Source organism: Halomonas sp. H10-59 (genome assembly GCF_040070555.1).
Classification (GTDB): Bacteria; Pseudomonadota; Gammaproteobacteria; order Pseudomonadales; family Halomonadaceae; genus Halomonas; species Halomonas litopenaei.
This window is the reverse complement of the sequence record NZ_CP098828.1, coordinates 2698783-2725602: the sequence shown is the minus strand read 5'-3', so window position 1 is coordinate 2725602 and position 26820 is coordinate 2698783. Positions and strand designations below refer to the sequence as shown.

At 64.1% G+C, this 26820-nt stretch carries 19 protein-coding genes; 7 read left to right on the top strand and 12 right to left on the bottom strand.

What is annotated here, in order from left to right:
- Window positions 1-10 precede the first annotated feature (10 nt).
- The 5 genes from narI to NFG57_RS11910 form a co-directional block, all read right to left on the bottom strand.
- Entirely contained in the window at window positions 11-688 is a 678-nt protein-coding gene (gene narI / locus NFG57_RS11930) for a respiratory nitrate reductase subunit gamma (RefSeq protein WP_108133049.1), read from the bottom strand.
- Window positions 685-1440, bottom strand: coding sequence for a nitrate reductase molybdenum cofactor assembly chaperone (gene narJ / locus NFG57_RS11925; protein WP_045994027.1), 756 nt, complete (start codon window positions 1438-1440; stop codon window positions 685-687). The genes narI and narJ overlap by 4 nt, the downstream gene beginning before the upstream one ends.
- Complete coding sequence (narH, locus tag NFG57_RS11920) at window positions 1433-2989, bottom strand: nitrate reductase subunit beta (RefSeq protein ID WP_108133051.1); 1557 nt, start codon at window positions 2987-2989, stop codon at window positions 1433-1435. The genes narJ and narH overlap by 8 nt, the downstream gene beginning before the upstream one ends.
- Window positions 2986-6753: a nitrate reductase subunit alpha gene (locus tag NFG57_RS11915; RefSeq protein WP_348814389.1), complete on the bottom strand. Its 3768-nt coding sequence runs from the start codon at window positions 6751-6753 to the stop codon at window positions 2986-2988. Before NFG57_RS11915 ends, narH begins: the two co-directional genes overlap by 4 nt.
- A gap of 82 nt (window positions 6754-6835) precedes the next feature.
- The gene (locus NFG57_RS11910) at window positions 6836-9547 is read right to left on the bottom strand and encodes an MFS transporter (protein ID WP_348814388.1); all 2712 of its coding nucleotides are present in this window, start codon (window positions 9545-9547) and stop codon (window positions 6836-6838) included.
- A 249-nt stretch (window positions 9548-9796) separates the two neighbouring features.
- On the opposite strand from NFG57_RS11910, the gene NFG57_RS11905 reads away from it, so the two are divergent.
- A complete protein-coding gene (locus NFG57_RS11905; protein ID WP_348814387.1) occupies window positions 9797-11593 on the top strand; it encodes a histidine kinase in 1797 nt (598 codons plus the stop codon).
- A 92-nt stretch (window positions 11594-11685) separates the two neighbouring features.
- Complete coding sequence (gene narL / locus NFG57_RS11900; protein WP_348814386.1) at window positions 11686-12330, top strand: two-component system response regulator NarL; 645 nt, start codon at window positions 11686-11688, stop codon at window positions 12328-12330.
- 272 nt (window positions 12331-12602) lie between these two features.
- Here narL and NFG57_RS11895 read toward each other — a convergent pair whose 3' ends face one another.
- From NFG57_RS11895 to phhA, 3 genes are read right to left on the bottom strand one after another with little or no spacing between them, the layout of a single operon-like run.
- Window positions 12603-13793: an amino acid aminotransferase gene (locus tag NFG57_RS11895; RefSeq protein ID WP_108133056.1), complete on the bottom strand. Its 1191-nt coding sequence runs from the start codon at window positions 13791-13793 to the stop codon at window positions 12603-12605.
- Window position 13794: 1 nt separating this feature from the next.
- Window positions 13795-14145: a 4a-hydroxytetrahydrobiopterin dehydratase gene (locus tag NFG57_RS11890; RefSeq protein ID WP_045994020.1), complete on the bottom strand. Its 351-nt coding sequence runs from the start codon at window positions 14143-14145 to the stop codon at window positions 13795-13797.
- Window positions 14146-14183: 38 nt separating this feature from the next.
- Window positions 14184-15095, bottom strand: coding sequence for a phenylalanine 4-monooxygenase (phhA, locus tag NFG57_RS11885; protein ID WP_348814385.1), 912 nt, complete (start codon window positions 15093-15095; stop codon window positions 14184-14186).
- A gap of 284 nt (window positions 15096-15379) precedes the next feature.
- On the opposite strand from phhA, the gene NFG57_RS11880 reads away from it, so the two are divergent.
- Window positions 15380-16942 carry a sigma-54-dependent transcriptional regulator gene (locus tag NFG57_RS11880; protein ID WP_045994019.1) on the top strand — a complete coding sequence of 521 codons (1563 nt, stop codon included), beginning with the start codon at window positions 15380-15382 and terminating at the stop codon, window positions 16940-16942.
- 113 nt (window positions 16943-17055) lie between these two features.
- On the opposite strand, the gene NFG57_RS11875 is transcribed toward NFG57_RS11880, so the two are convergent.
- The 3 genes from NFG57_RS11875 to cfa all read right to left on the bottom strand — a co-directional run bounded on the left by NFG57_RS11875 (window position 17056) and on the right by cfa (window position 21552).
- The gene (locus NFG57_RS11875) at window positions 17056-19014 is read right to left on the bottom strand and encodes a RecQ family ATP-dependent DNA helicase (RefSeq protein ID WP_348814384.1); all 1959 of its coding nucleotides are present in this window, start codon (window positions 19012-19014) and stop codon (window positions 17056-17058) included.
- Between the two features lie 106 nt (window positions 19015-19120).
- Window positions 19121-20053, bottom strand: coding sequence for a GGDEF domain-containing protein (locus NFG57_RS11870; RefSeq protein WP_213227121.1), 933 nt, complete (start codon window positions 20051-20053; stop codon window positions 19121-19123).
- Between the two features lie 332 nt (window positions 20054-20385).
- Window positions 20386-21552: a cyclopropane fatty acyl phospholipid synthase gene (cfa, locus tag NFG57_RS11865; protein WP_348814383.1), complete on the bottom strand. Its 1167-nt coding sequence runs from the start codon at window positions 21550-21552 to the stop codon at window positions 20386-20388.
- A 215-nt stretch (window positions 21553-21767) separates the two neighbouring features.
- Here cfa and NFG57_RS11860 point away from each other — a divergent pair, with 215 nt between their 5' ends.
- Window positions 21768-22070 (top strand): MTH1187 family thiamine-binding protein, encoded by a 303-nt coding sequence (locus tag NFG57_RS11860; protein ID WP_045994015.1) that lies wholly within the window; start codon window positions 21768-21770, stop codon window positions 22068-22070.
- Between the two features lie 91 nt (window positions 22071-22161).
- Here the strand turns inward: NFG57_RS11860 and NFG57_RS11855 are convergent, their stop codons facing one another.
- Window positions 22162-23052 carry a LysR family transcriptional regulator ArgP gene (locus tag NFG57_RS11855; protein WP_045994014.1) on the bottom strand — a complete coding sequence of 297 codons (891 nt, stop codon included), beginning with the start codon at window positions 23050-23052 and terminating at the stop codon, window positions 22162-22164.
- A gap of 153 nt (window positions 23053-23205) precedes the next feature.
- Here NFG57_RS11855 and NFG57_RS11850 point away from each other — a divergent pair, with 153 nt between their 5' ends.
- The 3 genes from NFG57_RS11850 to NFG57_RS11840 all read left to right on the top strand — a co-directional run bounded on the left by NFG57_RS11850 (window position 23206) and on the right by NFG57_RS11840 (window position 26819).
- Window positions 23206-23811 (top strand): LysE family transporter, encoded by a 606-nt coding sequence (locus NFG57_RS11850; RefSeq protein ID WP_348814382.1) that lies wholly within the window; start codon window positions 23206-23208, stop codon window positions 23809-23811.
- Between the two features lie 216 nt (window positions 23812-24027).
- The gene (gene hppD / locus NFG57_RS11845; protein WP_213227115.1) at window positions 24028-25116 is read left to right on the top strand and encodes a 4-hydroxyphenylpyruvate dioxygenase; all 1089 of its coding nucleotides are present in this window, start codon (window positions 24028-24030) and stop codon (window positions 25114-25116) included.
- A gap of 236 nt (window positions 25117-25352) precedes the next feature.
- Window positions 25353-26819, top strand: a complete 1467-nt coding sequence (locus NFG57_RS11840) for a sodium-dependent transporter (protein WP_045994012.1) — start codon at window positions 25353-25355, stop codon at window positions 26817-26819.
- The last annotated feature ends 1 nt before the right edge of the window (window position 26820 follow it).

Here is a 26820-nt window from a genome sequence, read left to right as displayed (position 1 = left end):
ACATGCCTCCTCAGGCACGGCGCCGGACGATCTGGTAGCGACGCCCCAGGTAACCCAGGGGAGCGCTCCAGGCGTGAACCAGGCGAGTGAACGGGAACACCAGCACGATGGTCAGACCGACCAGAATGTGCAGGTGGTAGATAAAGCCAATGCCTTCGAGGTGGGTGGCTGCGCCGCCCTGGAAGAAGACGATGGCCTGTGCCCATTCGGCGAGCTTGATCATCACGCCGCCGTCCAGGTGATGCAGGGCGGCGGGAATGGTCAGCAGGCCCAGGGTGACCTGAACCACCAGCAGCACGATGATCAGGTTGTCCATGAAGCTGGAGGACGCCTTGACCCGTGGGTCGGTGAAGCGGCGATGCAGCAGCATGGCGCCACCGATCAGACAGGCGATACCGGCAAGGCCACCGACCAGGATGGCGAACACCTGCTTGGTGCCGGCGCTGATGAAGGGGGCGTAGACCCAATGCGGTGTCAGCAGGCCGACCAGGTGGCCGAAGAAGATCACCAGGATGCCGACGTGGAACAGCGGACTGGCCAGGCGCATGCGCCTGGACGACAGCATCTGGCTCGAGCCGGTCTTCCAGGTGTATTGGCCATGGTCGAAGCGCAACAGGCTACCGATCAGAAAGACGCTGCCCGCCAGGTAGGGATAGAGGCCGAACAGCAGGGTGTGCAGGTAGTTCATGACAGACCTCCAGTGGGTCGAGAGGGCATGGCATCGGGGAGGCGAACGGTGTCGGGCTGGATACTGCCCCGACGTTCGGCGAGGCGCTTGCCCTCGGCGGAGGTCAGCGCGCAGTCCTGGTCGGATTCGGCCGAGAAACGCACGGCCTCCTCCTCCCACACGGCGTCGAGGGCGGCAGGGGTGTTGTCGGCCGGTTCTTCCTTGACCGCTTCGCGGTGGAGGTCCACCTGATCCTCGGCGCCGATCAGCGACAGCAGGGTCAGGGTCACCAGCGCCTGGTCGCACTGCTTGGCCTCCAGGCGGGCGGTGATGAGCGCCAGGATATGGCTGACGTCACCGATCCAGCGGGCCACCTCGTCACCCTCGCGGGTCGAGAGGAACTCCAGCAGCAGTGGCAAGTGGTCGGGAAGCTCGCGGCTGTCGAGGGCAAAGCCGGCATCCTCGTACTCGCCGAGCAGGTCGACCATCGCCTGGCCACGGTCGCGGGATTCGCCGTGGACGTGCTCGAACAGCAGAAGCGAGGTGGCGCGGCCACGATCGAACTGGGCGACGTAGGCCGCCTGGACGTCCAGCAGGCGGGCATCCGCCAGGCGATCACACCAGTCGAGCAGCGCCTGCCGGGGGGCTCCCCCCGGCAGTGGCATGGCGGCGATCGCCGCCTTGACCTCGGCAAGCCCCTCGATCAGTTCCCGGTCGGGATAGTCGAGCAGCCGGGCCAGGGCGCGCAGACCCTGGGCGAGTGGATTAGTCATGCTCGACCTCCGGATGGCTGGGGTCGTACTGCTCGACGTTGACCAGGGTGGTGGTCTGCTTGCGTCCGCCGAACAGGCTGGTCTTGTCGCTGCCACCCTGGCAGCCGTTGCCGAAGGTGAAGCCGCAGCCGCCACGCTCCGGGAAGGCCTCGCGGGCCTGCTCGCGGTGGCTGGTCGGGATGACGAAGCGGTCCTCGTAGTTGGCGATGGCCAGGTAGCGGTACATCTCCTCGACCTGGGCCTCGCTCAGCTCGACCTCGTCGAGCACGTCGTGGCGCAATTCACCGTCCACGTGCTTGCCGCGCATGTACTCACGCATGGCCATCATGCGCTTGAGCGCGCGAACCACCGGCGCCTCGTCACCGGCGGTGAGCATGTTGGCCAGGTACTTCACCGGGATACGCAGTGATTCGACCTTGGGCAGCACGCCGTCGGTTTCCACGTGGCCACCGTCCACCGCCGACTGGATCGGCGACAGCGGCGGCACGTACCAGACCATCGGCAGGGTGCGGTACTCCGGGTGCAGCGGCAGCGCCAGCTGCCAGTCCATGGCCATCTTGTAGACCGGGGACTCCTGGGCCGCCTTGATCACGTTGTCATCGATGCCGTCACGCTTGGCCTGGGCGATGACCTCGGGATCATTGGGGTCGAGGAAGATCTCGCACTGGCGCTTGTACAGGTCGCGCTCGTCCTGGGAGGCGGCAACCTCCTCGATACGATCGGCGTCGTAGAGCAGCACGCCCAGGTAGCGGATGCGACCGACGCAGGTCTCGGAGCACACCGTCGGCTGGCCCGACTCGATACGCGGGTAGCAGAAGATGCACTTCTCGGACTTGCCGGACTTCCAGTTGTAGTAGATCTTCTTGTACGGACAGCCGGACACGCACATCCGCCAGCCGCGACACTTGTCCTGGTCGATCAGGACGATGCCGTCCTCTTCACGCTTGTAGATCGCACCGCTCGGGCAGCTGGCCACACAGGCCGGGTTGAGGCAGTGCTCGCACAGGCGCGGCAGGTACATCATGAAGGTGTTTTCGAACTGGCCGTAGATGTCCGCCTGGATCTTGTCGAAGTTGGCGTCCTTGCGGCGCTTGGCGAACTCGGTGCCGAGAATCTCTTCCCAGTTCGGGCCCCACTCGATCTTCTCCATGCGCTGACCGGAGATCAGCGAACGGGGGCGTGCCACCGGCTGGTGGCGGCCCTTCTTGGCCTGGTGCAGGTGCTGGTAGTCGAAGGTGAACGGCTCGTAGTAGTCGTCGATCTCCGGCAGGTCGGGGTTGGCGAAGATATTCGCCAGCACCCGCCACTTGCCACCGATGCGCGGCTCGATGGTGCCGTCCTCGCGCCTCAGCCAGCCGCCTTTCCAGCGCGCCTGGTTCTCCCACTCCTTGGGATAGCCGATGCCTGGCTTGGTCTCGACGTTGTTGAACCAGGCGTACTCGACGCCTTCACGACTGGTCCAGACGTTCTTGCAGGTCACCGAACAGGTGTGACAGCCGATGCACTTGTCGAGGTTGAGCACCATGCCCACTTGGGAACGGATCTTCATTTCACTGCCTCCTGGGCGCTGTCCTGTCCTTCGCCGTCCAACCAATTGACGTGCTTCATCTTGCGCACCATGACGAACTCATCGCGGTTGGAGCCGACGGTGCCGTAGTAGTTGAAGCCGTAGGAGAGCTGTCCGTAGCCGCCGATCATGTGGGTCGGCTTGGGGCAGACGCGGGTGACAGAGTTGTGGATACCGCCGCGGGTACCGGTGACCTCGGAGCCGGGCACGTTCACGATGCGCTCCTGGGCGTGGTACATCATCGCCATGCCGGTCTTGACCCGCTGACTGACCACCGCGCGGGCGGCGATGGCGCCGTTGGCGTTGTACAGCTCGATCCAGTCGTTGTCCTCGACACCGATGGCGACCGCGTCCTCCTCGGACAGCCAGACGATGGGGCCGCCTCGCGACAGGGTCAGCATCAACAGGTTGTCGGAGTAGGTGGAGTGGATGCCCCACTTCTGGTGCGGGGTGATCCAGTTCAGCGCGATCTCCGGGTTACCGTTGGGCCGCGGCATCGCCATGGCCTTGGTGGCCTTGGTATCGATGGGCGGACGGTAGACCAGCAGGCTCTCGCCGAAGTCGCGCATCCAGGCGTGATCCTGGTAGAACTGCTGGCGGCCGCTGACGGTACGCCAGGGAATCAGCTCGTGGACGTTGGTGTAGCCGGCGTTGTAGGACACGTGCTCGTCCTCCAGGCCAGACCAGGTCGGGCTGGAGATGATCTTGCGCGGCTGGGCCACCACGTCGCGGAAGCGGATCTTCTCCTCTTCCTTGGGAATCGCCAGGTGGGTGTGGTCGCGTCCGGTGATCTTCGACAGCGCGTCCCAGGCCTTGACCGCCACCTGACCGTTGGTCTCCGGTGCCAGCGCCAGGATCATCTCGGCGGCGTCGATGGCGCTTTCGAGTCTTGGCTGGCCCTTGGCCGGACCCTCGAGCTTGACGTGGTTGAGGCCACGCAACAGCTCGACTTCCTTGTCGGTGTTCCAGCCGATGCCCTTGCCACCGTTGCCGATGCTCTCGAGCAGCGGGCCCACGGAGGTGAAGCGCTCGTAGGTCTCGGGGTAGTTGCGCTTGACCTCGATCAGGCTCGGCATGGTCTTGCCGGGGATCGGCTCGCACTCACCGCGCTTCCAGTCGAGCACTTCGGGCTGGGCCAGCTCGCCGGGGCTGTCATGCTGCAGCGGCAAGGTGACCAGGTCGGTTTCCTCGCCCAGGTGGCCGGGGCAGACCTGGGAGAATCTCTTGGCGATGCCCTTGTAGATGTCCCAGTCGCTGCGCGCTTCCCAGGCCGGATCGGTGGCGGCGGTCAGCGGGTGGATGAAGGGGTGCATGTCCGAGGTGTTGAGGTCGTCCTTCTCGTACCAGGTCGCGGTGGGCAGCACCACGTCGGAGTACAGGCAGGTGGTCGACATGCGGAAGTCCAGGGTGGTGAACAGATCCACCTTGCCCTCGGGGGCCTCGTCGTGCCAGGTGACTTCCCGGGGCATGGCGCCGCCGGATTCGCCCAGGTCCTTGCCCTGCAGCCCGTGGCGGGTGCCCAGCAGGTACTTGAGCATGTACTCGTGACCCTTGCCCGAGGAGCCCAGCAGGTTGGAGCGCCACACGAACATGTTGCGCGGGAAGTTCTGGGGGTTGTCCGGGTCCTCGGCGGCGAAGCCAAGACGGCCCTGCTTGAGCTGGCTGACCACGTAGTCGGCGGTGGACATGCCGGCCTCACTGGCGGGGCCTGCCAGGCGCAGCGGGTTGACCCCGAGCTGCGGCGCCGACGGCAGCCAGCCCATGCGCTCGGCGCGCACGTTGAAGTCGATCAGGCTGCCGTCGTACTTGTCGGCCTTGGCCAGCGGCGACAGCAGTTCCTTGACCTCGAGCTTCTCGTAGCGCCACTGGCTCGAGTGGTTGTAGAAGAACGAGGTGCCGTTCATGTGACGCGGCGGACGCTGCCAGTCCAGGCCGAAGGCCAGCGGGGTCCAGCCGGTCTGGGGACGCAGCTTTTCCTGGCCCACGTAGTGGGACCAGCCGCCGCCGGACTGACCGATACAGCCGCACAGCACCAGCATGTTGATCAGGCCACGGTAGTTCATGTCCATGTGGTACCAGTGGTTCATCCCGGCACCGACGATGATCATGGACCGACCCTGGGTCTTGTCGGCGTTGTGGGCGAACTCGCGGGCGATGCGGATGCACTGGTTGGCGGGTACGCCGGTGATCTTTTCCTGCCACGCCGGGGTGTAGGGGCGCAGCTGGTCCAGTGCGGTGGCGCCGTCGTCCTCGCCTTCGCCGCCGAGGCCACGGTCGATACCGTAGTTGGCGCACATCAGGTCGAACACGGTGACCGCCAGCACTTCCTTGCCATCGGCCAGGGTCAGCTTCTTGGCCGGCAGGCAGTGGTGCAGCACCTCGTTGCCTTCGACGTGGTCGAAGTGCTCGTGGGCGATGCCACCGAAATAGGGGAAGGCCACCTTGGCGACGCTGTCGTGGGCGTCGGCCAGCGACAGTCGCAGGTCGATCTCCTGGCCGTCGGCGTCCAGTGACTCAAGGCTCCACTTGCCCTTTTCGTCGTCGCCGTTCTCGCCCCAGCGGAAGCCGATGGAACCGCGCGGCACCACCAGCTGGTCACGGGTCTCGTCCCAGGCGACGGTCTTCCACTCGGGGTTGTTGTCCTGGCCGAGCGAGGCGTCGAAGTCGGCCGCACGCAGCTGCTTGCCCGGGGCGTAGGTGCCGTCCTCGCGGGGCTCGAGGGCCACCAGGAAGGGCATGTCGGTGTAGCGCTTGACGTAGTCGGTGAAGTAGACGCTGGGCGAGGCGAGGTGGAATTCCTTCAGGATGACGTGGCCCATGGCCATGGCCAGGGCGGCGTCGGTGCCCTGCTTGGCGGACAGCCATTCGTCGGTGAGCTTCGAGACCTCGGCGTAGTCCGGGGTGATCGACACCGTCTTGGTGCCCTTGTAGCGCACCTCGGTGAAGAAGTGAGCGTCCGGGGTACGTGTCTGCGGCACGTTGGAACCCCAGGCGATGATGTAGCCGGAGTTGTACCAGTCGGCGGATTCCGGCACGTCGGTCTGCTCGCCCCAGGTCTGGGGGGAGGCCGGCGGCAGGTCGCAGTACCAGTCATAGAACGACAGGCAGACGCCGCCGATCAGTGACAGGTAGCGGGCGCCGGCGGCGTAGGAGACCATCGACATGGCAGGGATCGGCGAGAAGCCGATGATGCGGTCGGGACCGTAGGTCTTGGCGGTGTAGACGTTGGCCGCCGCGATCAGGGTCTGCGCCTCGTCCCAGTCGGCGCGGACGAAGCCGCCCATGCCGCGGGCACGCTTGTACTGATTGGCCAGGACCGGGTCCTCGACGATGGAGGCCCAGGCATCCACCGGGTCGGCGTGCTTGTCCAGCGCGCGTCGCCACAGGCTGACCAGCTCCTGGCGAATCAGCGGGTACTTGAGGCGGTTGGCACTGTACAGGTACCAGGAGTAGCTGGCGCCACGTGGGCAACCGCGGGGCTCGTGGTTGGGCAGATCGGCGCGGGTACGCGGATAGTCGGTCTGCTGGGTTTCCCAGGTGACCAGGCCATTCTTGACGTAGATCTTCCAGCTGCACGAGCCGGTGCAGTTCACCCCGTGGGTGGAGCGCACGATCTTGTCGTGCTGCCAGCGGGCGCGATAGCCGTCTTCCCAGTCACGTGTCTCTTCGCGGGTTTCGCCGTGTCCGTTGGCGAATTCCGGAGGACGTTTGGTCAGGTATCTCAGGCGATCGAGAAAATGACTCATGGAGGTCTCCTCAAAGGCCCCCCGAGGGGGGCCTGGCTAGGCGGTCCTTGCGGACTCGAATGTCACGGTCTTGACGGGAACGTCAGTGCTGGGTCTGGGCCGCACCGGCGCTTGGCTTGCGGGTGGGACCCGCATCCAGGTTCAGTTCGATCTCCGCGCCCTTGCGGCTGTAGTAGAACCAGGTCAGGGCGGTGCAGAACACGTAGAACACGATGAAGCCGATCAGCGCCGCTTCGGCGCCGCCGGTCAGCGAGATCGAGGTACCGAAGGACTTCGGAATCAGGAAGGCGCCGTAGGCGGCGATGGCCGAGGTGAAGCCGATGGTGGCAGCGGATTCGCGCTCGGCGTGGACCAGCTGCTCGGCGGCGGTCAGGTTCGGCATCAGCCGCGGCACTTCCTTGCGGAAGATCGACGGGATCATCTGGAAGGTGCTGGCATTGCCGACGCCGGTGGCGAAGAACAGCAGCATGAAGGAGGCGAAGAAGCCGTAGAAGGCGATCGACATGTCCTTGTTCATCAGGAAGAACAGCACGCCGATCACGCCGCCGATCATGGTCAGGAAGGTCCAGAAGGTGACCCGGGCACCACCGAAGCGGTCGGCCAGTCCACCGGTCCAGGCACGACTCAGGGCGCCGACGAACGGGCCGAGGAAGGCGTACTGGAGGGCATCGATGGCCGGGAACTGGGTCTTGGTCAACAGCGGGAAGCCGGCGGAGAAGCCGATGAAGCTGCCGAAGGTGCCGGTATAGAGGATGCACATCAGCCAGTTGTGCTTGCGCTTGAAGATGACCGACTGCTCCTTGAAGGAGGACTTGGCGCTGGCGATGTCGTTCATGCCGAACCAGGCGGCAACGGTGGCGATGATGATGAACGGTACCCACACGAAGCCGGCGTTCTGCAGCCACAGAAGACCAGTCTCGGACATCGGCTGGCCACTGCCGGTGAACATCACGAAGCTGCCGGTGGAAATGACCACGGGCACCAGGAACTGCATCACCGACACGCCGAGGTTGCCGAGGCCGGCATTCATGGCCAGGGCCTTGCCCTTCTCACGCTTGGGATAGAAGAAGGCGATGTTGGCCATGGAGGACGCAAAGTTGCCGCCGCCGAAGCCACACAGCAGGGCGATGATCGCCATCACCAGGTAGGGCGTTTCGGGATTCTGGACGGCGAAGCCGATCCACAGAGCAGGCAGCAGCAGCGAGGCGGTGGAAATCGCGGTGAAGCGACGGCCGCCGAAGATCGGCACGGTAAAGCTGTAGAAGATCCGCAGGGTGGCACCGGAAAGACCCGGCAGGGCCGCCAGCCAGAACAGCTGGTTCGGGGTGTACTCGAAGCCTACCTGGGGCAGCTTGGCCACGACCATGGACCACACCATCCAGATGCAGAAGGCCAGCAGCAGACAGGGGATGGAGATCCACAGGTTACGCGTGGCGATCTTGCGACCGGTGGACTGCCAGAAGGACTCGTCCTCGGGGCGCCAGTCCTCGAGCACGAAACGGCTCGGGGTGGACAGCTCGGGCAGGTCGGTGGACTCGCAGCGATCGCGGGCCTCGATACGCTCGGCCTTGCGGATGGCGAAGTGCATCCACATGAGCGCGGCGGCAACCACGACGAACATCAGCATGAAGCAGCTCTGCCAGATGCCGATGACATCGTTGAGCATGCCGAAGGTCAGCGGCAGGAAGAAGCCGCCGAGGCCACCGACCATGCCGACGGCGCCACCGACCAGGCCGACGCTCTTGGGATAGTAGACCGGGATGTGCTTGTACACGGCGGCCTTGCCCAGCGACATGAAGAAGCCCAGCACCATGGTCAACAGGATGAAGCCGACCAGCGGCATGGCGAAGGTGAACTCGACCGGACCACGGACGCCATCGACGACGTACTGGGTGGGCGGATAGCTCAGCAGGAAGGTGCAGATGACCGAGGCCAGGAAGGTCCAGTACATCACGCGACGGGCGCCGTAGCGGTCGGACATCCAGCCGCCGAGGATACGGAACAGCGAGGCCGGGATGGTGTACAGCGCCGCCACGATACCCGCCGCGGAGAGGCTCAGGCCGTAGACCTCGATCAGGTAGTGGGGCAGCCAAAGGGCGAGGGCGACGAAGCCACCGAAGACGAAGAAGTAGTAGAGCGAGAAGCGCCACACGCGCAGGTCGGCCAGGGGCGCGAACTGCTCGGACAACGGCAGACGTACGGCATTGCGCGACTGATTCTGGGGGTCTTCCTTGGCCAGCAGGATAAAGGCCACGCCCATGATCGCCATGATGGTGGCGTAGACCAGGGCGGTGCTTTTCCAGCCCATGGCCATCAGCAGAAAGGGCGCGCCGAAGTTGGTGACGGCGGCACCGACGTTACCGGCCCCGAAGATGCCCAGCGCCGTACCCTGGCGTTCCTTCTCGAACCAGGCCGAGGTGTAGGCCACGCCGACGATGAAGGAGCCACCGGCAAGGCCGATACCCAGTGCGCCGACCAGCAGCATCACGTAGCTGTTGGCGAAGGTCAGCAGGTAGACACAGGTAGCGGTGACCAGCATGAGCAGACCGAAGACCCAGCGGCCCCCGAAGCGGTCAGTCAGTACACCGAGAAAGAGTCGGCTGATCGAACCCGTCAGCACGGGAGTGGCCATCAGCAGGCCAAGTTGGGTGTCGGAGAGCGCGAAGTCCTCCTTGATCTGGATACCGAGAATCGAGAACAGGGTCCAGACGGCGAAGCAGAGAGTGAAGGCGAGTGTGGATAGGCCTAGCGCTCTGTTCTGCTGACGCCGGGGTACGGTGTCATGTTGGAGCATGTGCTTTCCTCTTTAGGGGTGCCGGTTCGGCCCCTAAACCTTGCTACAATGTATCTGTATGGCACTTGATTGTGGTCAAGAGAATTGCGTGCTATATCCAGCGCATTTGCTTAATTACCTCCATGGAGGTATCCGGGTGTTTTTGAGGTGTTCGTCACGTATTATCTGCCCTCTCAGATGGATGCGACATTCCGGAAATTTCTAGATGATGAAACCCTTGATCTGGGTCAAAAAGGGAAGGTGTAGTAGATGAACGGCGCCTTTTACCTGCGCCGATCACTGATGCTGCGCATGCTGGTCGCCATGGCGGCGATATCCTGTCTGGCCCTGGTCAGCCTGCTGGGCTCCATCGTCATCGCAAAGAGCGCGGGAGGTTACGCCGACGCCATCAACCAGGCGGGCTCGCTGCGAATGCAGGCCTATCGACTGCTGGCGACGTCGGAGTTGCTGCCGGCGGATCACCCCAGGCGACGCTGGCAGCACGAACAGATGGAGGCCACGCTGGCTGCCGGCGCGATCATCGCGCTGATTCCGGTGGACGCCGATGATCCGCTCAGAGAGGCCTACGACAGGGTGGTGGAGTGCTGGCACGAAACCCTGCGTCCCAACACGGTGGATTTCGAAGGTGGTGACGTCTTTCGGCTGGATGACAAGGTCGCCGAGTTCGTCGACAAGGTCGATATTTTGGTGGGAAGGCTTCAAGAATATGCCGAGTCAAAAGTCGTATTTCTTGAGGTTTTTCAGGGGGCATCACTCGCCGTTCTCGTGATATTTATGGTGATGGTTGTCTATCGAATAGTCTGCGGTGTCATGCCGCCATTTCGTGACCTTATTCGTGTTGTAAATGGCGTAATGGTCGGTGACTTTTCGGGGAGAACCATCTACCGAGGTAACGACGAGTTAGGCTTGTTATCCAGAACAATCAACAAGATGAATGCCAGCCTGTCGGAAATGTACGGTCAGCTGGAAAAGCGTGTCGCGGCGAAGACCCATGAACTGAAGCGCAGCAATGATGCGTTGCGTATGCTTTATCTGACCGCGCGGCGTCTCAATGGGGTTACTCCGCTGACCCGGGAAGAGCTCGAGGAAGTGCTGCGCCAGCTTGAGGCGGTGACCGACGAAGGCCCCTTCGAGCTGCGCCTGTCCATGGGAGGCAATGGCAAGGATATTGTCAGACTCAGCTCTCGCCCCGGCGCGGAAAGCGCTTTCGTTCAGGAACCATCGCGCGGGCGTGAAATATCAGACAAGGCGGCTGCCGGACTGTATGCCAACGGCAATGAATACGCGGTCAGGGTGCGCGAAGCGGGTCGGGATTTTGGCGAGTTGCGTGTCCATCAGCCTCCCGGCCATATGCTTGCCCAGTGGAAGATCGAGCTGGTGGAGACGGTGGCCGGGCTGATTGCCGCGGCCTTGTCGCTGTCCGAGAAAGCCGACGAGCAGCGTCGTCTGGCGCTGATGGATGAGCGCGCGGTGATTGCGCGAGAGCTTCACGACTCGCTGGCGCAGTCGCTGTCCTACCTGAAGATCCAGGTCACCCGTCTACAGATGCAGCTCGATCAGCAACGCCACGAGCAGGTGGCGCAGGTGGTCGCGGAACTCCGGCACGGTCTCAATTCGTCCTACCGCCAGCTCAGGGAGCTGCTCAACACCTTTCGTCTGCGCATCCATGAGTCGGGTCTGGAAGCGGCGTTGGAGGAAACGGTGCTGGAGTACTCCAAGCGGGGCGACTTCGAGCTGACCCTGAAAGGCCAGTGGAGCGGGCTGTCGCTGACCCCCAACGTGGCCCGCCATGCACGTGCTCGGCACTGCACCATCAGCCTCGCCGTCGACGACACGGGGCACTATCAACTTTCGGTCACGGACGACGGTGTAGGCATCGGACCGCAATCCGATCCATCCATGTCCCACGGGATGGCGATCATGGAGGAGCGGGCACGAAGCCTGAGTGGAAAGCTCACGGTCAGGGGCATCAAGCCCTGCGGCACCGTGGTGACCGTCCGCTTTCTGCCGCGTCTGTTGGCGCAGTTACCTGTGGCGTCCGAGTGATGGGCTTTCACGGGCGCGAGGTCGCGACGACGTGGCCTGCTGAACGTGTTGCCCGGCAGCGGGTCGGGTGAAACCACTCTGGAGATAGCACTATGAGCATGCTTCGATTGATGATCGTGGACGATCACCCCCTGTTCCGGCGTGGGGTCCGTCAACTGGTGGACATGGATCCTAGTCTGGTGGTGGTCGGTGAAGCCTCGGACGGCGCCGAGGCGGTGCGCAAGGCCGTCGATCTGCAACCCAACCTGATCCTGCTCGACCTCAACATGCAGCCCATCGACGGCATCGAGGTGCTCCGGCGGATGCGTGACGCCCGGGTCAAGAGCCGTATCGTGATCCTGACCGTGTCCGACGCCGACGACGACGTGGTGCGCGCGCTCAAGGAAGGCGCCGATGGCTATCTGCTCAAGGACATGGACCCCGAGGAGGTGCTGCGGCTGATTCGCGAGGCGGCCCAGGGTCAGGTGGTGCTGGGGCCACAGATGGCGTCGCTGCTGGCCAGCGTGGTCAAGGGCGAGCTGCCGGCAGGGGGCGACGACGGCATGTCGTGCCTGACCGCTCGAGAGAGGGACATCCTGCGGACCCTGGCTCGCGGCCTGTCCAACAAGATGATCGCCCGTGAGCTGGACATCGCCGAGGGCACCGTCAAGGTCCACGTCAAGCATCTGTTCAAGAAGCTGGATCTTCGCTCACGGGTGGAAGCAGCGGTGTGGGCCACCAAGCATGGCCTGGGCTAGGGCTTGTCTGAAAAGTGCCTGCGCTCGGTAATACGGCGTTAAAAATCGGATCAAAATGCTCATTTACACCCCGTAAACTGCGCTTTCTCACCGATTTTTGCCTTGTCTAACCTTCGCTCGTCGACTTTTCGGACAGAGCCCAGGGCTTGCAGAAACAGGCTTGCAGGAATGGTGGTTGCGCTCGGTGGCGCCGGGAAGTTCGTCCGGATACGACAACGCCCGGGACAGACCCGGGCGTCGTTTGCTGGCTGGCACAGCCCGCTGGCAGGGCGTCAGTCGTTGACGGCGGCCACCGCCTTGGCCAGGTACGGCAGGTTCTCCTGGGAGAAGCCGGCGACGTTGGCGCGGCCCGAGCGCACCATGTAGATGCCGTATTCGTCACGCAGGCGGTCCACCTGTTCCGGCGTCAGGCCGGTGTAGGAGAACATGCCACGCTGCTCGGCGATGTGGGCGTACTTCTGGTCCAGCCCGTAGGGCTTCAAGGCCTCGACGAAGTCACGACGCAGGGTGTTGATGCGATCGCGCATTTCGGTGAGTTCCTCGCGCCACACCGCGGCGAGTTCCGCCGAGTTGAGGATCTCCGCCACGATGCTGCCGCCGTGGGCCGGCGGGTTGGAGTAGTTCTCACGGGCGACGATGGCGATCTGCGAGCGGACGTTCTCCATCTCCTCGCTGTTCTTCGCCACCACGATCAGGGCGCCGGTGCGCTCGTTGTAGATGCCGAAGTTCTTCGAGCAGGAGCTGGTGATCAGCACGTTGTCGAGGTTCTCGGCCAGCAGGCGAACGGCGTAGGCGTCCTCGTCCAGGCCCTCGGCGAAGCCCTGGTAGGCGAAGTCGACCAGCGGCAGCAGGTCGCGCTGCTGGATCACTTCGAGCACCTGTTGCCACTGCTGGTGGTTCAGGTCGAAGCCGGTGGGGTTGTGGCAGCAGGCGTGCAGCACCACCACGTCGCCCTGGGGGATCTGCTTGAGGGCTTCCAGCATGCCGTCGAAGTCGAGACGGTTGTCGGCGTCCACGTAGGGATACTTGTGCAGTTCGATGCCGGCGGCGGTGAAGATGCCGTGGTGGTTCGGCCAGGTCGGGTCGCTGACCCAGATGCCCTTGCCGGGCAGTTGGGTCGCGACGAAGTCCGCCGCCAGGCGCAGGGCGCCGGTACCGCCGGGGGACTGGGTAACGCTGGCGCGGCCGGCCTCGAGCACGGGGGAGTCCTGGCCCAGCACCATCGGCAGCACCACGGCACCGTACTGGGCGGCGCCGTGTGAGCCGATGTAGGTCTTGGTGGTCTCGTTGTTGAGCAGCAGGGCTTCGGCCTCCTTGACCGCACGCATCACCGGAGTGTTGCCCTTTGCATCGCGGTAGACGCCGACGCCAAGATCGACCTTCTGGGGATTGGTGTCCTTCTTGAAGGCCTCGATGAGCCCGAGGATGGCATCCCCGGGAACCCGCTCAATCTTCTCGAACATTTTAGCTTGCTACCTCGTCGGTTCTGGCCGCTAGGATGAAATCGTTCTTGTGCAGGCCCTTCATCTCGTGGGACCACCAAGTCACGGTGACCTTGCCCCACTCGGTCAACAGGGCCGGGTGATGGCCGGCTTCCTCGGCGATCTCGCCGACGCTGTTGGTAAAGGCAAGGGCCTGCCGAAAGTTGCGGAACTTGTAGCTCCGCTCCAGTTGCATGATGCCATCGCGCTCGACGATCCGCCACTCGGGGATCTGCGCGTGCCACTGTTCGATCTCGTCCTCGGTGGCGTGGGGGGCGTCCCAGCTGCAGGCTTCGCAGGACTGCTCGGTGAGGGTCTGGGTGGTGTCGTTCATGCTGTCTCCTGGTGGTGTCGGTGAGCGAATGTGGACGTTCAGGCGTGTTCGCTGCGTCGGTCGTTGTCGGCACCGTCGTGGGCGATCGGGCCGTTCGGGCCGGTCTCGCCGGGCGTTGGCTTGGGCTTGGTCGTTGAATTGGGCTTGGGCGGAAAGCGCGGTTCGAATAACCCCAGCGCCTTGGCTTCCTCGACCAGTGCCATCAGGTCGCGCCGGGACAGTTCCTGAAGCCTGTCGAGGCTGTCCAGAACGTAGTAAAGGGGCTGCAGGATGTCGATGCGATAGGGGGTGCGCAGGGCGTCGAGGGCGTCGAAGGGCGCATGTGCAGGGGTATCGGACAGGGCGTGCAGGGTCTCCTTGGGCGAGGAGATGATACCGCCGCCATAGATGCGCCGGCCTTGTGGGGTGTCCACCAGGCCGAATTCCACGGTCATCCAGTAGAGCCTGGCCAGGTAGACCCGGTCCTTGGGTTCGGCGGCAAGGCCGATGCGGCCGTAGGTGGCGGTGAACTCGGCGAAGGCCTCGTTGGTCAGCATCGGGCAGTGGCCGAAGATCTCGTGGAAGATGTCCGGTTCCTTGAGGTAGTCCAGCTCCTCGGGGGTACGGATGAAGGTCGCGACCGGAAATCGACGATTGGCCAGCAGTTGAAAGAAGGTGTCGAAGGGAATCAGCGCCGGTACCTGGGCGGTCTGCCAGCCGGTGGCTTGCTGGAGCACCCGATCGACGTCGCCCAGTTGCGGAATACGATCGCTGGGCAGGCCGAGGCGCTCGAGGCCGTCCAGATACTGCTGGCATACGCGCCCTTCGATCAACGTCAGCTGGCGCTCCATCAGCGTCTGCCAGGTTCGGTTCTCGACCTCGCTCCAATGGATGATGCCGTCGGCATCAGGCTCACGGGCCTGATAGGCGGTGCCCTTGGTGGACGGGGTGGACGAAGAAGGTGCGTGCATGGTGTCTCCCGGCGATTGTCGACTGTTGTGGTATCGAGACTGAGTCGAGTCTAGGCATGGGGGCTTTCGTCACGCAGCCGTGCATCGGGGGGATAGGCACCAGAAGGCGGCCCTTTGCTGTCAGGAAATCTTTACAGCTGGTGCTCGAGATGGTGTCTATCGACCAAAGATGCAGGACGCGCTCCTCTGTCTTCGATAGGCTGTAACGAAATCTTGACATACGAGTCAGACCAGCCTGACGGAAACTTCAGATGGTGTGACCCTTTTGCGGAGCCATTCCCTTCATGCGCCTGAGAGTTCACTGCCAGAATCGTGTCGGCATCCTTCGCGACATAGTGGCCCTGCTGGCCGACTATGGGGTCAACGTGGCCCGGGGCGAGGTGGGCGGCGAGCACGGCAACGCCATCTATCTGCACGTGCCGCAACTGTTGCACGCCCAGCTGGCGACGCTGAAGCCCAGCCTCGAGCAGGTGTCCGGAGTATTCGGGGTGCGCCGGGTCAGCCTGATGCCCAGCGAGCGCCATCAGCTCGAGCTGGAGGCGCTGTTGTCGTCACTCTCCGACCCGGTGATGTCCATCGACATGGAAGGGCACCTGGTGGCGGCCAACCGGGCGGCGAGCCAGTTGCTCGGCGTGCGCGTCGACGAGGTGCCCGGGCTGTCGCTGAATCGCTACCTGCCGGAGCTCGACCTGCCGGAAGTGATTCGTCGCAACAATGCTCGGGTCAACGGCCTCAGGATCCGGCTCAAGGACGCCACCTACCTGGCCGATATCGCGCCGCTGCATCGCGAACACCACGATGACGTGGCCTCGCTGGCCGGTGCCGTGGTCACGCTGCATAGCGCCGATCGTATCGGCGAGCGTATCTATCAGGTGCAGCGCCAGGAGATGCGCGGCTTCGAGGCGATGTTCGCGGCCAGCCCCCGACTCGCCTCCCTGATCCACGAGGCGCGGCGCATGGCGCCGCTGGACGCGCCGCTGTTGATCTTTGGTGAGACCGGCACCGGCAAGGAGGTGCTGGCGCGGGCCTGTCACCTGGCCAGCCAGCGCGGTCAGGCGCCGTTCATGGCGCTGAACTGCGCCGGCCTGCCGGAGTCCATGGCCGAGACCGAACTGTTTGGCTATGCCCCGGGCGCCTTCGATGGCGCTCGCCCCGAGGGCAAGCTGGGTCTGCTGGAGCTGACCGCCGGTGGCACCATCTTCCTCGATGAGGTCGGCGAGATGAGTCCGCGGCTGCAGGCCAAGCTGTTGCGCTTTCTGCAGGACGGTGGCTTTCGCCGGGTCGGCGCCGATGACGAGACCTACCTGGACGTGCGGGTGATCTGTGCCACCCAGCAGGATCTGCTGGCCCTGTGCGGCCAGGGGCTGTTTCGTCAGGACCTCTATCATCGCCTCAACGTGCTGTCGTTGAGCGTTCCGCCACTGAGGGATTGTCTGGATGGCATCGAGGCCCTGGCCGGGCACTTTGTCGACCGAGCCGCGCGCCAGATCGGCTGCGCGCTGCCTGCGCTTTCCCCCGCGGCACTGGCGCGCATGGCCAGCTATCACTGGCCCGGCAATGTGCGGCAACTCGAGAACGTGCTGTTCCAGGCGGTGTCGCTGTGCGAGACCGGGCTCATCGAGCCGGCCCATCTGCGGCTGCCGGCCTCGGGGGCGCCGGCGGGTCTTGCCGGTATCGACCTGGACGGCTCGCTCAACGACATCCTGGGCGAGGTTGAGCGGCGCGTATTGGCCTCGCTGTACCCCCAGCATCCGTCCAGTCGCCAGTTGGCACGCCGCCTTGGCGTATCCCACACCACCATCGCCAACAAGCTGAATCGGTATGGCATCACCGGCAGCGAAGGCTGACGGTGAGTGTGAGAGTGAAAGTGAGACTGAGGGGGCTCGAGGCACCGACGAGGCATCGAGGCCCACTGCTCGCGGTCGAATAGCTGGCGTTCGAATAGCTCGCGGTCGCAAGGCTAGCCTTCGAATAGTGGTGCGAGGGCTTGCCTGACGTCGGTATAGCGGGCGCTTTCCTGGCTGGCGAATCCCGGCAGGCGTCGCGCCTTGGCCTGGCTCAGGCGCGGGCTGATGACGCCGCACAGGAAGCGGGTAGCAAGCTCAAGGTCCAGTGGCTTGTCTGGCTCGACACTTTCCAGTGCCTGGGCCAGGCCCGTTAGCCAGGCTCGCAGTTCGCCCTCGTCCGGGAGCGCCGGAGTCGGGGCGGGCGGCAGGCTGGCGGTCTCGCCGCGACAGGCCGAACAGTGGCCACAGCGTCGGGGGGCATTGGGGTCACCGAACCAGTCGGCGAGTCGCGCGCTGATGCAGTCGTCGGCCTCGAACAGCGCCAGCATGGCGTCGAGTCGCTCGAGTTCGACCCCCGCGCGCTCGACGAACTGCTGATGCAGCTCGGGGGCCAGCCGTCCGGGATCCACGGCCGCGAGTTTGTGGTAGACCTCGGTCATCTGCTTGCTTTCCAGGCGCATCAGCCCCTGTTCCGCCAGGTAGTCGAGCGCCTTGAGCACCCGCGGGCGGGAGGTGTCGAGGCCGCGTTCCTGGCCCAGCTGGTCGAGGCGTTCGAAGTCCAGCCGATACCAGGTACGGGCCTTGTGCGAGGCATCGAGCAGTGCGCCGAGAAAGGCGCCGCGCTCGCCGGGGAAGCGGGCGAGCAGGGCTTCGGGTTCGATCGCCAGGCTGAAGCGATACTCGGCGAAGTAGCTGTGGCTGGCGCGCACCACGCCGGCCAGTTCCAGCTTGACCAGCAGCGTCTTCAGCGGCAGCTCGCGGATGTCCGAGAGGCGTGACAGGGCGTTGAGCGACAGCTCCCAGCTATCGGAGGCATCCGCCAGGTCGGTCAATACCGCCTCGATGCCCGACAGCGGTGGTACGTCACCATGGATAAAGTTCTCGAGCACCGACAGGTGTTCACGTCCGGCCAGCATCAGGCACTCCGACGGCTTGCCGTCGCGCCCGGCGCGTCCGATCTCCTGGCTGTAGTTCTCGATGGACTTGGGCAGGTCGAAGTGCACCACCTGGCGGATATCGGCCTTGTCGATGCCCATGCCGAAGGCGATGGTGGCGACGATGCCGGGCAGGCGTCCGCTCATGAAGTCCGCCTGCAGTCGCTGGCGGGTCTCACTGTCGAGCCCGGCGTGGTAGGCGGCGACCTCGAGCCCGGCGGCCTTGAGGTAGGCCGCCAGGCGCTCGGCGCTTTGCTGCAGGGTGACGTAGATGATGGTGCCGCCGTTGCCGAGTCTTGGCGCCAGCCAACTGGCCAGATGGCGAGCCCTGTTGTCGGCGGGCAGCGGGGAGACGGCAAGGTCCAGATTGGCGCGGTAGAAGCCGGTGGTGATGACATCGTCAGGCGCGATATCGAAGCCTCGACGCATGTCATCGATGACCTTGGGCGTGGCGGTGGCGGTCAGCAGCAGCACCTGGTCGATGCCGAACTCCCGGCGATAGTCGGGCAGTTTCTGGTAGTCCGGGCGAAAGTTATGTCCCCATTCCGACAGGCAGTGGGCCTCGTCGATCACCATCAACGAGACCCGCACGTCGCGCAGAAAGGCGCGAAAGCGTTCATTGCGCAGGCGCTCGACCGATACCATCAGGACCTTGAGCTGGCCGTTGCGGGCCGCTGCCATGACCTCCCGAGCCTGATCGCGATCCTGACTCGAATCGATGCTGGCGGCGGCGATACCGCGCGAGGTCAGCGTCGCCAGTTGGTCCTGCATCAGCGCCAGTAGAGGAGACACCACCAGGGTGAGGTGCGGCAGGTGCAATGCCGGCAGCTGATAGCACAGCGACTTGCCCGAGCCGGTCGGGAAGATCGCCGCTGCGCTACGGCCTTCTGCGATGGCGTTGATGGTCTCCCGCTGTCCTGGCCTGAAGTGGCGGTGGCCGAAGACGTTCTCGAGGGTCTGGTCGATGGTGGTGGACATGCTGGCTCCCTGATGGCGGGCCCTGTGACAGCGGCAGGATCGGGGGCAAGGGTACCCAAAACAGTCACTGGCATGAAGCGACGACGTGCCAGCTCAGGTGGCGATGTCAGGAAGAACCCTGGGGCAGCCAGCGCTGGATCACGCGATCGCGGCCCTGCTGCTTGGCTTCCATCAGGTTGGTGTGGACCTGCTGCATCAGTTGCGCGCTGCTCAAGCCGCGAACGAAGTCGGAGACGCCGATACTTACGGTGACCTTGTGGCGACCGATGCCGAAGTCCTGACGAGAGATGCTCTCGCGCAGGCGTTCGGCCAGTTCGCGCGCTCTGCCAGCAGGTGTCATCGGCAGCAGCAGGGCGAATTCGTCGCTGCCCATGCGTGCCAGCATGTCCTCCTGGCGCAACTGGCTGGATGCCAGGGCGGCGATCTGACAGAGCACCCGATCACCGAGTCCGCGCCCCCAGGTGTCGTTGATCAGGGCAAAGTGGTCCAGGTCTATCAGCAACAGCGATAGCGGCGTGCCATGACGGTTGGACATGGAGGCGATCTTGTCGATGTGCCCCATCATCGAACGTCGGTTGGTCAGTCCGGTGAGTTCGTCGGTGCCGGACAGGTAGCGAAGACGTTGCTCTTCGGCGACCTGATCCTCGATGTCCACCAGCAGGCCGTGCCACAGGATGCCTTCGTCCGAGCGCTCCGGCAGGGCCTCCAGCGAATACCAGTGCGGGGTGAGTTCGCCGATCGGCAGGCGCAGTCGCGTGGATACCGGCGACAGCCAGTGCGCAGAGTGTTCGATGGCCCGGATGAATTCACCATAGGCGTCACCCAGCAGATCGCCGAGTCGCTGACGCACGTCATTTATCGACAGCAGTGGCTCAAGGCGAGCCGTCATCGGGTCTTCACCGGTCAGGGCGGGAAGCTGCAGGCGGCCGCGAGCGTCTCGCTTCAGGGTGAACAGCACCCCCGGGACACGCTTGAGGCAGGCAAGACTCGCGCTTTCATTGCAGGTCGGGGAGGGTGACGGCGGGTCACGATCTTCCATAGCAGGCAGTCCTTGGCCACGGGATGGCGGGTCAACCCGAGGTATCGGGCCTTCACCACCATCTTAAAGGCAGGGCATTGCGGGTATATCAGTCCAAGGGACTAAGAAATATCAGACAAAACTCTGCATTTATGGATTGCGCCATAGGGAGGAAAGGCTTGAATGTTTACGCAGGGCCGCTGATAGCGGGCGTTGTGGCCGTGGAGCCGGGAGCTGATCGATCGGCAGACATCGGCGTGAGGGCTTGATCAAGGATATGCCGCAGCGAGAGTGACTAGGCAGGTTCCCGTCATGATTCACCGAAAGCGCGCGCATTTCCGGCAACTTCGCGGTCACCGGGGTGCGTCATAGCGAAGCTCTCGCCCCCTGGAGAATACTACCTGCCACAGTTGCAGGTAGCGGGCACGGAAGGCTCCGGCACAGATCGCCAGGTAGTAGCGCAGCATCCGATAGGTGCGTTCATTGCAGTGCCGTGTGTTGTAGTGACGTGCAATGTCATGCCAGCAGGCGTCAAGGTTGGCCAGCCACGCCAGCAGGGTGGGATCGTAGTCGGAGCCGAAGTTCTGCCAGTCTTCCACCATCAACGTCTCCTCGCTGTGCTGGCAGATCTGGCGGGCGGACGGCAACACGCCGTTGGGAAAGATGTAGCGATGGATCCAGGGGTCTGCGGTGATGCGAGAAGTATTGGAGCCGATGGTATGCAGCAGGAAGAGCCCGTCATCCGGCAGCAGGTCGGCCACCGTCCGAAAGAAGGTCGTGTAGTTGCGCTGTCCTACGTGTTCGAACATGCCGATCGAGGCGATCCGGTCGTACTGGCCTTGCAGGTCGCGGTAGTCGGCCAACTGGATATCGACGGGCAAGCCCTGGCAGCGCTCCCTGGCCAGTGCCACCTGCTCCCGGGATATGGTGATGCCGGTCACGCTGACGCCGTAGTGACGTGCGGCGTGCTGGGCCAGGCTGCCCCAGCCGCAGCCGATGTCGAGAAGGTGCATGCCAGGGCGCAGCGCCAGCTTTCGACAGACCAGGTCGAGCTTGGCGAGTTGGGCCTGATGCAGCGTCGTTGCCTGGCGCCAGTAGCCACAGGAGTAGCACATGGTGTCGTCAAGCATATACCGAAACAGGTCATTGCCGAGGTCGTAGTGAACCTCGCCGACCTGATAGGCTCGGGCGCGACTCTGGAGGTTGAAGAAGCCCGCCTGCAGGCGATAGAAGAGGTGGCTCGCGGCGCTACGCGAGCGTTGGCCCAGACCGTGGCGCAGTAGCCGATGGGCAAGCTGGTCGATACGCCGCGCCTCCCACCAGCCATCCATGTAGGCTTCCCCGAGCCCCAGCGTGCCCTGGTGCAGGATGCGGGCGAACAGATCGGGATGATAGATTTGGATATCGTGGGGTTCAGGTCCGTTGAGGCGAATGCCCGAGCCCTCGAGCAACTGCTCGATGATCCGTCGAGGGCGATTGTTCGGCAGTGCGATGGGATGGGGGCGGGCGTCGCTGGTCATGTGGCCTCCTGGTGTCCGTGCAGGCGGCATGTCCGAGGAAACGAGAAGCGGGCAGGAGAGTTGCCCGCTCCGAAGTGAGGCCAGGTCCGCCACCTCGGCAGGGGCCTGAATCACCTTCGGCTATCTTTATTGTTGCAAAACAGCATAGTTCAGCTGGCATGCCTTTCCAGCGAAGAACGCGGGCGGGTTGGCACAGAATCAAGGAGGCTTAAGTTATGCACGTTATCGTCGATCTTTGCGTGGTCCCCCTGGGTGTGGGCGTTTCGGTCTCCGACCACGTGGCCGCTTGCCAGCGGGAGATCCAGGCGTCCGGTCTCAGCCACCAGATGCACGCCTATGGCACCAATATCGAAGGCCCCTGGGACGAGGTCATGGCGGTGGTCAAGCGCTGCCATGAGGTGGTGCACGAGATGGGGGCGCCACGCATCACCACCACCTTGAAACTCGGTACCCGGACCGACCGCGATCAGAGCATGGCAGACAAGGTCGAGAGCGTGGCACGACGCCTGGGTGACTGACGGCTCACTTCGAAAGCACACTTTACCGCCTGCCCCGACCTCGCGACGCTGATCGCTGCATGAGACGGGGCGCGTACCTTGCCGGGCCCCGTCAGTCCGCAGGTGGCAACAGATGGTGACCGGCCTGGTCGGCCAGGTGGCGGCCGAGTCGCTCCAGCGGCTCGCCGCCGTGGCGCCAGTAGTGCCAGTACAGCGGTACGTCCAGATGCCAGCCCGGCACCACGTCCTCAAGCTCCCCCGTCGAGAGCTCCCGATACGCCTGGATTTCGGGAATGAGCCCGAAGCCGAGGCCCGCGTGGGCCAGGCGCAGAAATCCCTCGACGCTGGCGCAGCGGTGGTGCGGGAAGGGGCCGTTGACGCCATGGGCCGCCATGAAGCGGTGTTGCAGTTGATCGTTGGGCCCGAAGATGATGGCCGGCGCCTGGGCCAGAGAACCGGCGTCCGCGCCCTGGGGGCAGTGTCGGGCCATGAAGTCGGGACTCGCCAGGGCGCGGTAGCGCATCACGCCCAGGGCGATGACCCTGGCGCCCTGAACCGGCATGTCGCTGGCGCACAGGCACGCAGCCACTTCGCCCAGGCGCATGCGTTCAAGTCCGACCTCCTGATCCTCGATGACCAGATCCAGGGTAATCGCCTGATGCTTGAGGTAGCCGGCGATGGCGCCCGGCCACCAGGTGGCGAGGCTATCGGCATTGATGGCGATACGTAGCTGACGGTGGCCCAGTGCCAGCTGCGGTGCATCCTGGATCAACTCGCCCTCCAGCAGTTGTACCTGCTGGACGTGGTTCAACAGCCGTTGACCCAGTTCGGTTGGTGTCGGCGGGGAGCCCCTCACCAGCACCGGCTGTCCCAGGCGAGCCTCCAGCAGCTTGATGCGCTGGGATACCGCCGATTGGGTCAGCCCCAGCGCGCGGGCCGCGCGCTCGAAGCCCTGGTGGGTCAGCACGGCGGCCAGTGCATCGAGCAGTTTGTAGTCCAGCATGGGCGTCTATCTATTTCCTTGAGTATAAGAAATGGTAATGAGGCAGTGGGAGAAGTGATTTCTCTTATTTACCAGCTTGCCCTAGTCTCTGCCACATCCAGCAGCGCGCAACATCGGCGCAGCGTCGACAATCATCGTGAGGAAGGGCAGACCATGTGGCTTTCACTGATCCAGGGCGTGGGCACCGGAGCGGGACTGATCATCGCCATCGGCGCGCAGAACGCCTTTGTGTTGTCCAAGGGACTGAGGCGACAACACGTCTGGTGGGTGGCGGGGATCTGCGCCCTGTGCGATGCCGTGCTGATCGGCCTGGGGGTGATGGGCCTCGGCGCCCTGATCGCCCAGAGCGAAGGGGCCATGCTGTTGGCGCGATACGGCGGCGGCGCCTTTCTCGTCTGGCAGGCGTGGCTGGCGATTGGTCGGGTTCGGCGGCCCAGGGGTATGGACGCCGCGTCCTCGGCCTCGAGTGCCAGCCTTGCCCAGGTGGTGCTGGCGACCCTGGCGGTGACGCTGCTCAACCCCCAGGTCTATCTGGACACCCTGGTGATGCTGGGCGCCATCGGTTCGCTGCAAGAGAGCCCGGTGGGGTTCTACGTGGGGGCGACCATTGCTTCCTTTGTCTGGTTCTTCGGTCTGGTCAGCGCCGCCGGCGCCCTGGCACCGCGGCTGAAGAGTCCGAGGGCATGGCAGTGGGTGGATGGGATCATCGCCGTGATCATGCTGCTGGTGGCGTGGCAGCTGGTGACGCTGACGCTGTAAAGGTCCCAGCGATAGGCAGCCTGTCATGCCAGCGTGACGTCGTGTAAGGATTTCGTGACGCCTGGGGTGCAGAGCGCACACGGGGTGTCACGCCAGCGCTACAGCGGGCCGACGCCGGGGCGTGTGCGCTACCACCTCAAGCCGCTCCGGGGGGATGGGGGGCGCGTGTCGAGGAGCCTAGGATGGGGAGTGACAATCACAATGACGGAGGCCCACATGACCGCAGTCGCTCCCATCGATACCCACAACCCCATCGGCACCAATGGCTTCGAGTTCGTCGAATACAGCGCCCCGGATCAGGCTGGCATCGACGCCCTGCGCGAGCTGTTTCTCGCCATGGGGTTTACCGAGACGCGCCGCCACCGCTCCAAGCGGGTCACCCTGTTTCAGCAGGAGGGGGTGAACTTCGTGCTCAACGCGGAACCCGGCAGCCACGCCGCCAGGTTCGCCGAGATTCACGGTCCGGGCGCCTGCGCCATGGCGTGGAAGGTAGCGGATGCTCGTCAGGCACTGTCCTACGCCATCGATCAGGGTGCCCGTCAGGTCGATAACCCCGTCGGTGCTGGCGAGGTGGGCATTCCGGCGGTGGAGGGTATTGGTGGTTCGTTGCTGTATTTCGTCGATGATCGGGTCGACGAACAGGGACGTACCATCTACGACATCGACTTCGAGCCCATCGCCGGCACCTCGGCTCAGGACAACAGCGTTGGTCTCAAGGTGCTGGATCACCTGACCCACAACGTGGCGCGGGGTCAGATGGATCCCTGGGCCGACTTCTATACCCGTATCGCCAACTTCCGTGAGAATCGCTATTTCGACATCGAGGGCAAGAAGACCGGGCTGCATTCCCGCGCCATGACCGCACCCTGCGGCAAGATGCATATCCCGATCAACGAGTCCGCCGACGACAACTCCCAGATCGCCGAGTTTATCCGCGAGTACAACGGCGAGGGTATCCAGCACCTGGCCATGGCCACCGACGACATCTACGCCACGGTGCGCGCGCTGAAGGCCAACGGCATTCGCTTCCTGTCCACCCCCGACACCTACTACGAGAAGGTCGATGTGCGGGTGCCCAACCACGAAGAGCGGGTCGAGGATCTGCGTGAGTTGAGCCTGCTGATCGATGGCGGTCCGGATCAGGGGGTGCTGCTGCAGATCTTCACCGAGACCGTGATCGGTCCGATCTTCTTCGAGATCATCCAGCGCAAGGGTAACGATGGCTTCGGCGAGGGCAACTTCAAGGCGCTGTTCGAATCCATCGAGGAAGATCAGATTCGCCGCGGTGTCCTCGACGCCGACTGACGTCGGTCGGCTACAGCCGCTGTCGTCACTGGCGTCTTGTCGGCCAGGTGAGCGGCAGCGGATCCTTCGCCAGGTAGGCCCTTGGCCGCGACTTTGCGTCGTCGGCCTGCCCAATCACAACAAAATCCGTCACAATGGCGCGCTGGATGCCCTGGGTCTGTGCTGTTTCAGGCTGTTTTCAGGGCGCCACCGCCATGGTGGACAAACAAAAGTGCGCAAGCGATCTCTGGTGAGTCATGACAACCAATGAACCCTCTCGCACCCAGTGGCTAGGCCGCTGGGGCTTCGTTCTGGCCGCGACCGGCTCCGCTGTGGGCCTGGGCAATATCTGGAAATTTCCGTACATGACCGGAGAGTACGGCGGCGGCGCCTTCGTGCTGGTCTACCTGGTCTGTATCCTGTCGGTCGGTGTACCCATCATGATGACCGAGATCGCCCTGGGGCGGCGTGGTCGGGGCAGCCCTATCGACGCCATTCGCCGGGTGGTCAAGGAATCCGGAGGCAGTTCGCTGTGGTCGCTGTTCGGCTGGATGGCGATGCTCTGCGGCTTTTTGATCCTGAGTTTCTACGTGGTGGTCGCCGGCTGGTCCTTCGCCTACCTGTGGAAGATGATCTCCGGCGGACTGGTCGGTTCCAGCGTCGATGACATGGCGGCCATCTTCGGCGCTAACAATGCCAACCCCTTCAGCCTCGGCGGCTGGAGCACCCTGGTGACCGTGGCCACCATGGTGATCGTCGGCAAGGGGGTGCAGCAGGGCATCGAGAAGAGCGTCGGCTGGATGATGCCGGGCATGGTGATCATGCTGCTGATCATGATCGTCTACGGCATGTTCTCCGGTGGCTTCGGTCAGGCCGTCCACTTCCTGTTCGACTTCAAGGCTTCCAGCCTGTCAAGCGAGGGCATGCTGGCCGCCATGGGCCATGCCTTCTTTACCTTGTCACTGGCCTCCGGGGCCATCCTCACCTACGGCAGCTACCTGCCGAGACGTGCTTCCATCGGTCGTACCACCCTGACAGTCGCGGTGGCCGATACCCTGGTGGCGCTGATGGCGGGGCTGGCGATCTTCCCGGTGATCTTCGCCAACGGAATGGAGCCCAACAGCGGACCCGGCCTGATCTTCATGAGCCTGCCGCTGGCGTTCCAGGCGATGCCGATGGGCACGCTGTTTGGCATCCTGTTCTTCATCATGCTGTCGATGGCGGCGCTGACCTCCTCGATCTCGATGGTCGAGGCCACGGTGTCCTGGCTCAACGACAACAAGGGCATCAGCCGCAAGGCGGCCGCCTGGGGCACCGGCATCGTGCTGTGGCTGATGAGCACCCTGGCGATGCTGTCGTTCAATATCGGTGCCGACTGGACACTGGCCGGCAAGCACTTCTTCGATTGGCTCGACTTCCTCACCTCGCGTCTGATGATGCCGCTGGGCGGACTCGGCATGGCGCTGCTGGCCGGTTTCTTCCTCAAGAGCGAAGCGGTACGCGATGAGCTGGATCTGCCGGCGGGCATGCACGCCCTGTGGCTGTTCATGGTGCGCTACGTCAGTCCCCTGGGCATCCTGGTGATCTTCGTCGATGCGCTGGGCATCGTCGCTGTAGATTTCGCCGCCCACTGGTTGTGGCTGGCACTGATCCTGGTCGTGATGACCGGTCTCGGTGAAACCCTCAGCCCGAGGCTGCGGCGGACGCTGAGCGCCAAGGGGTAAG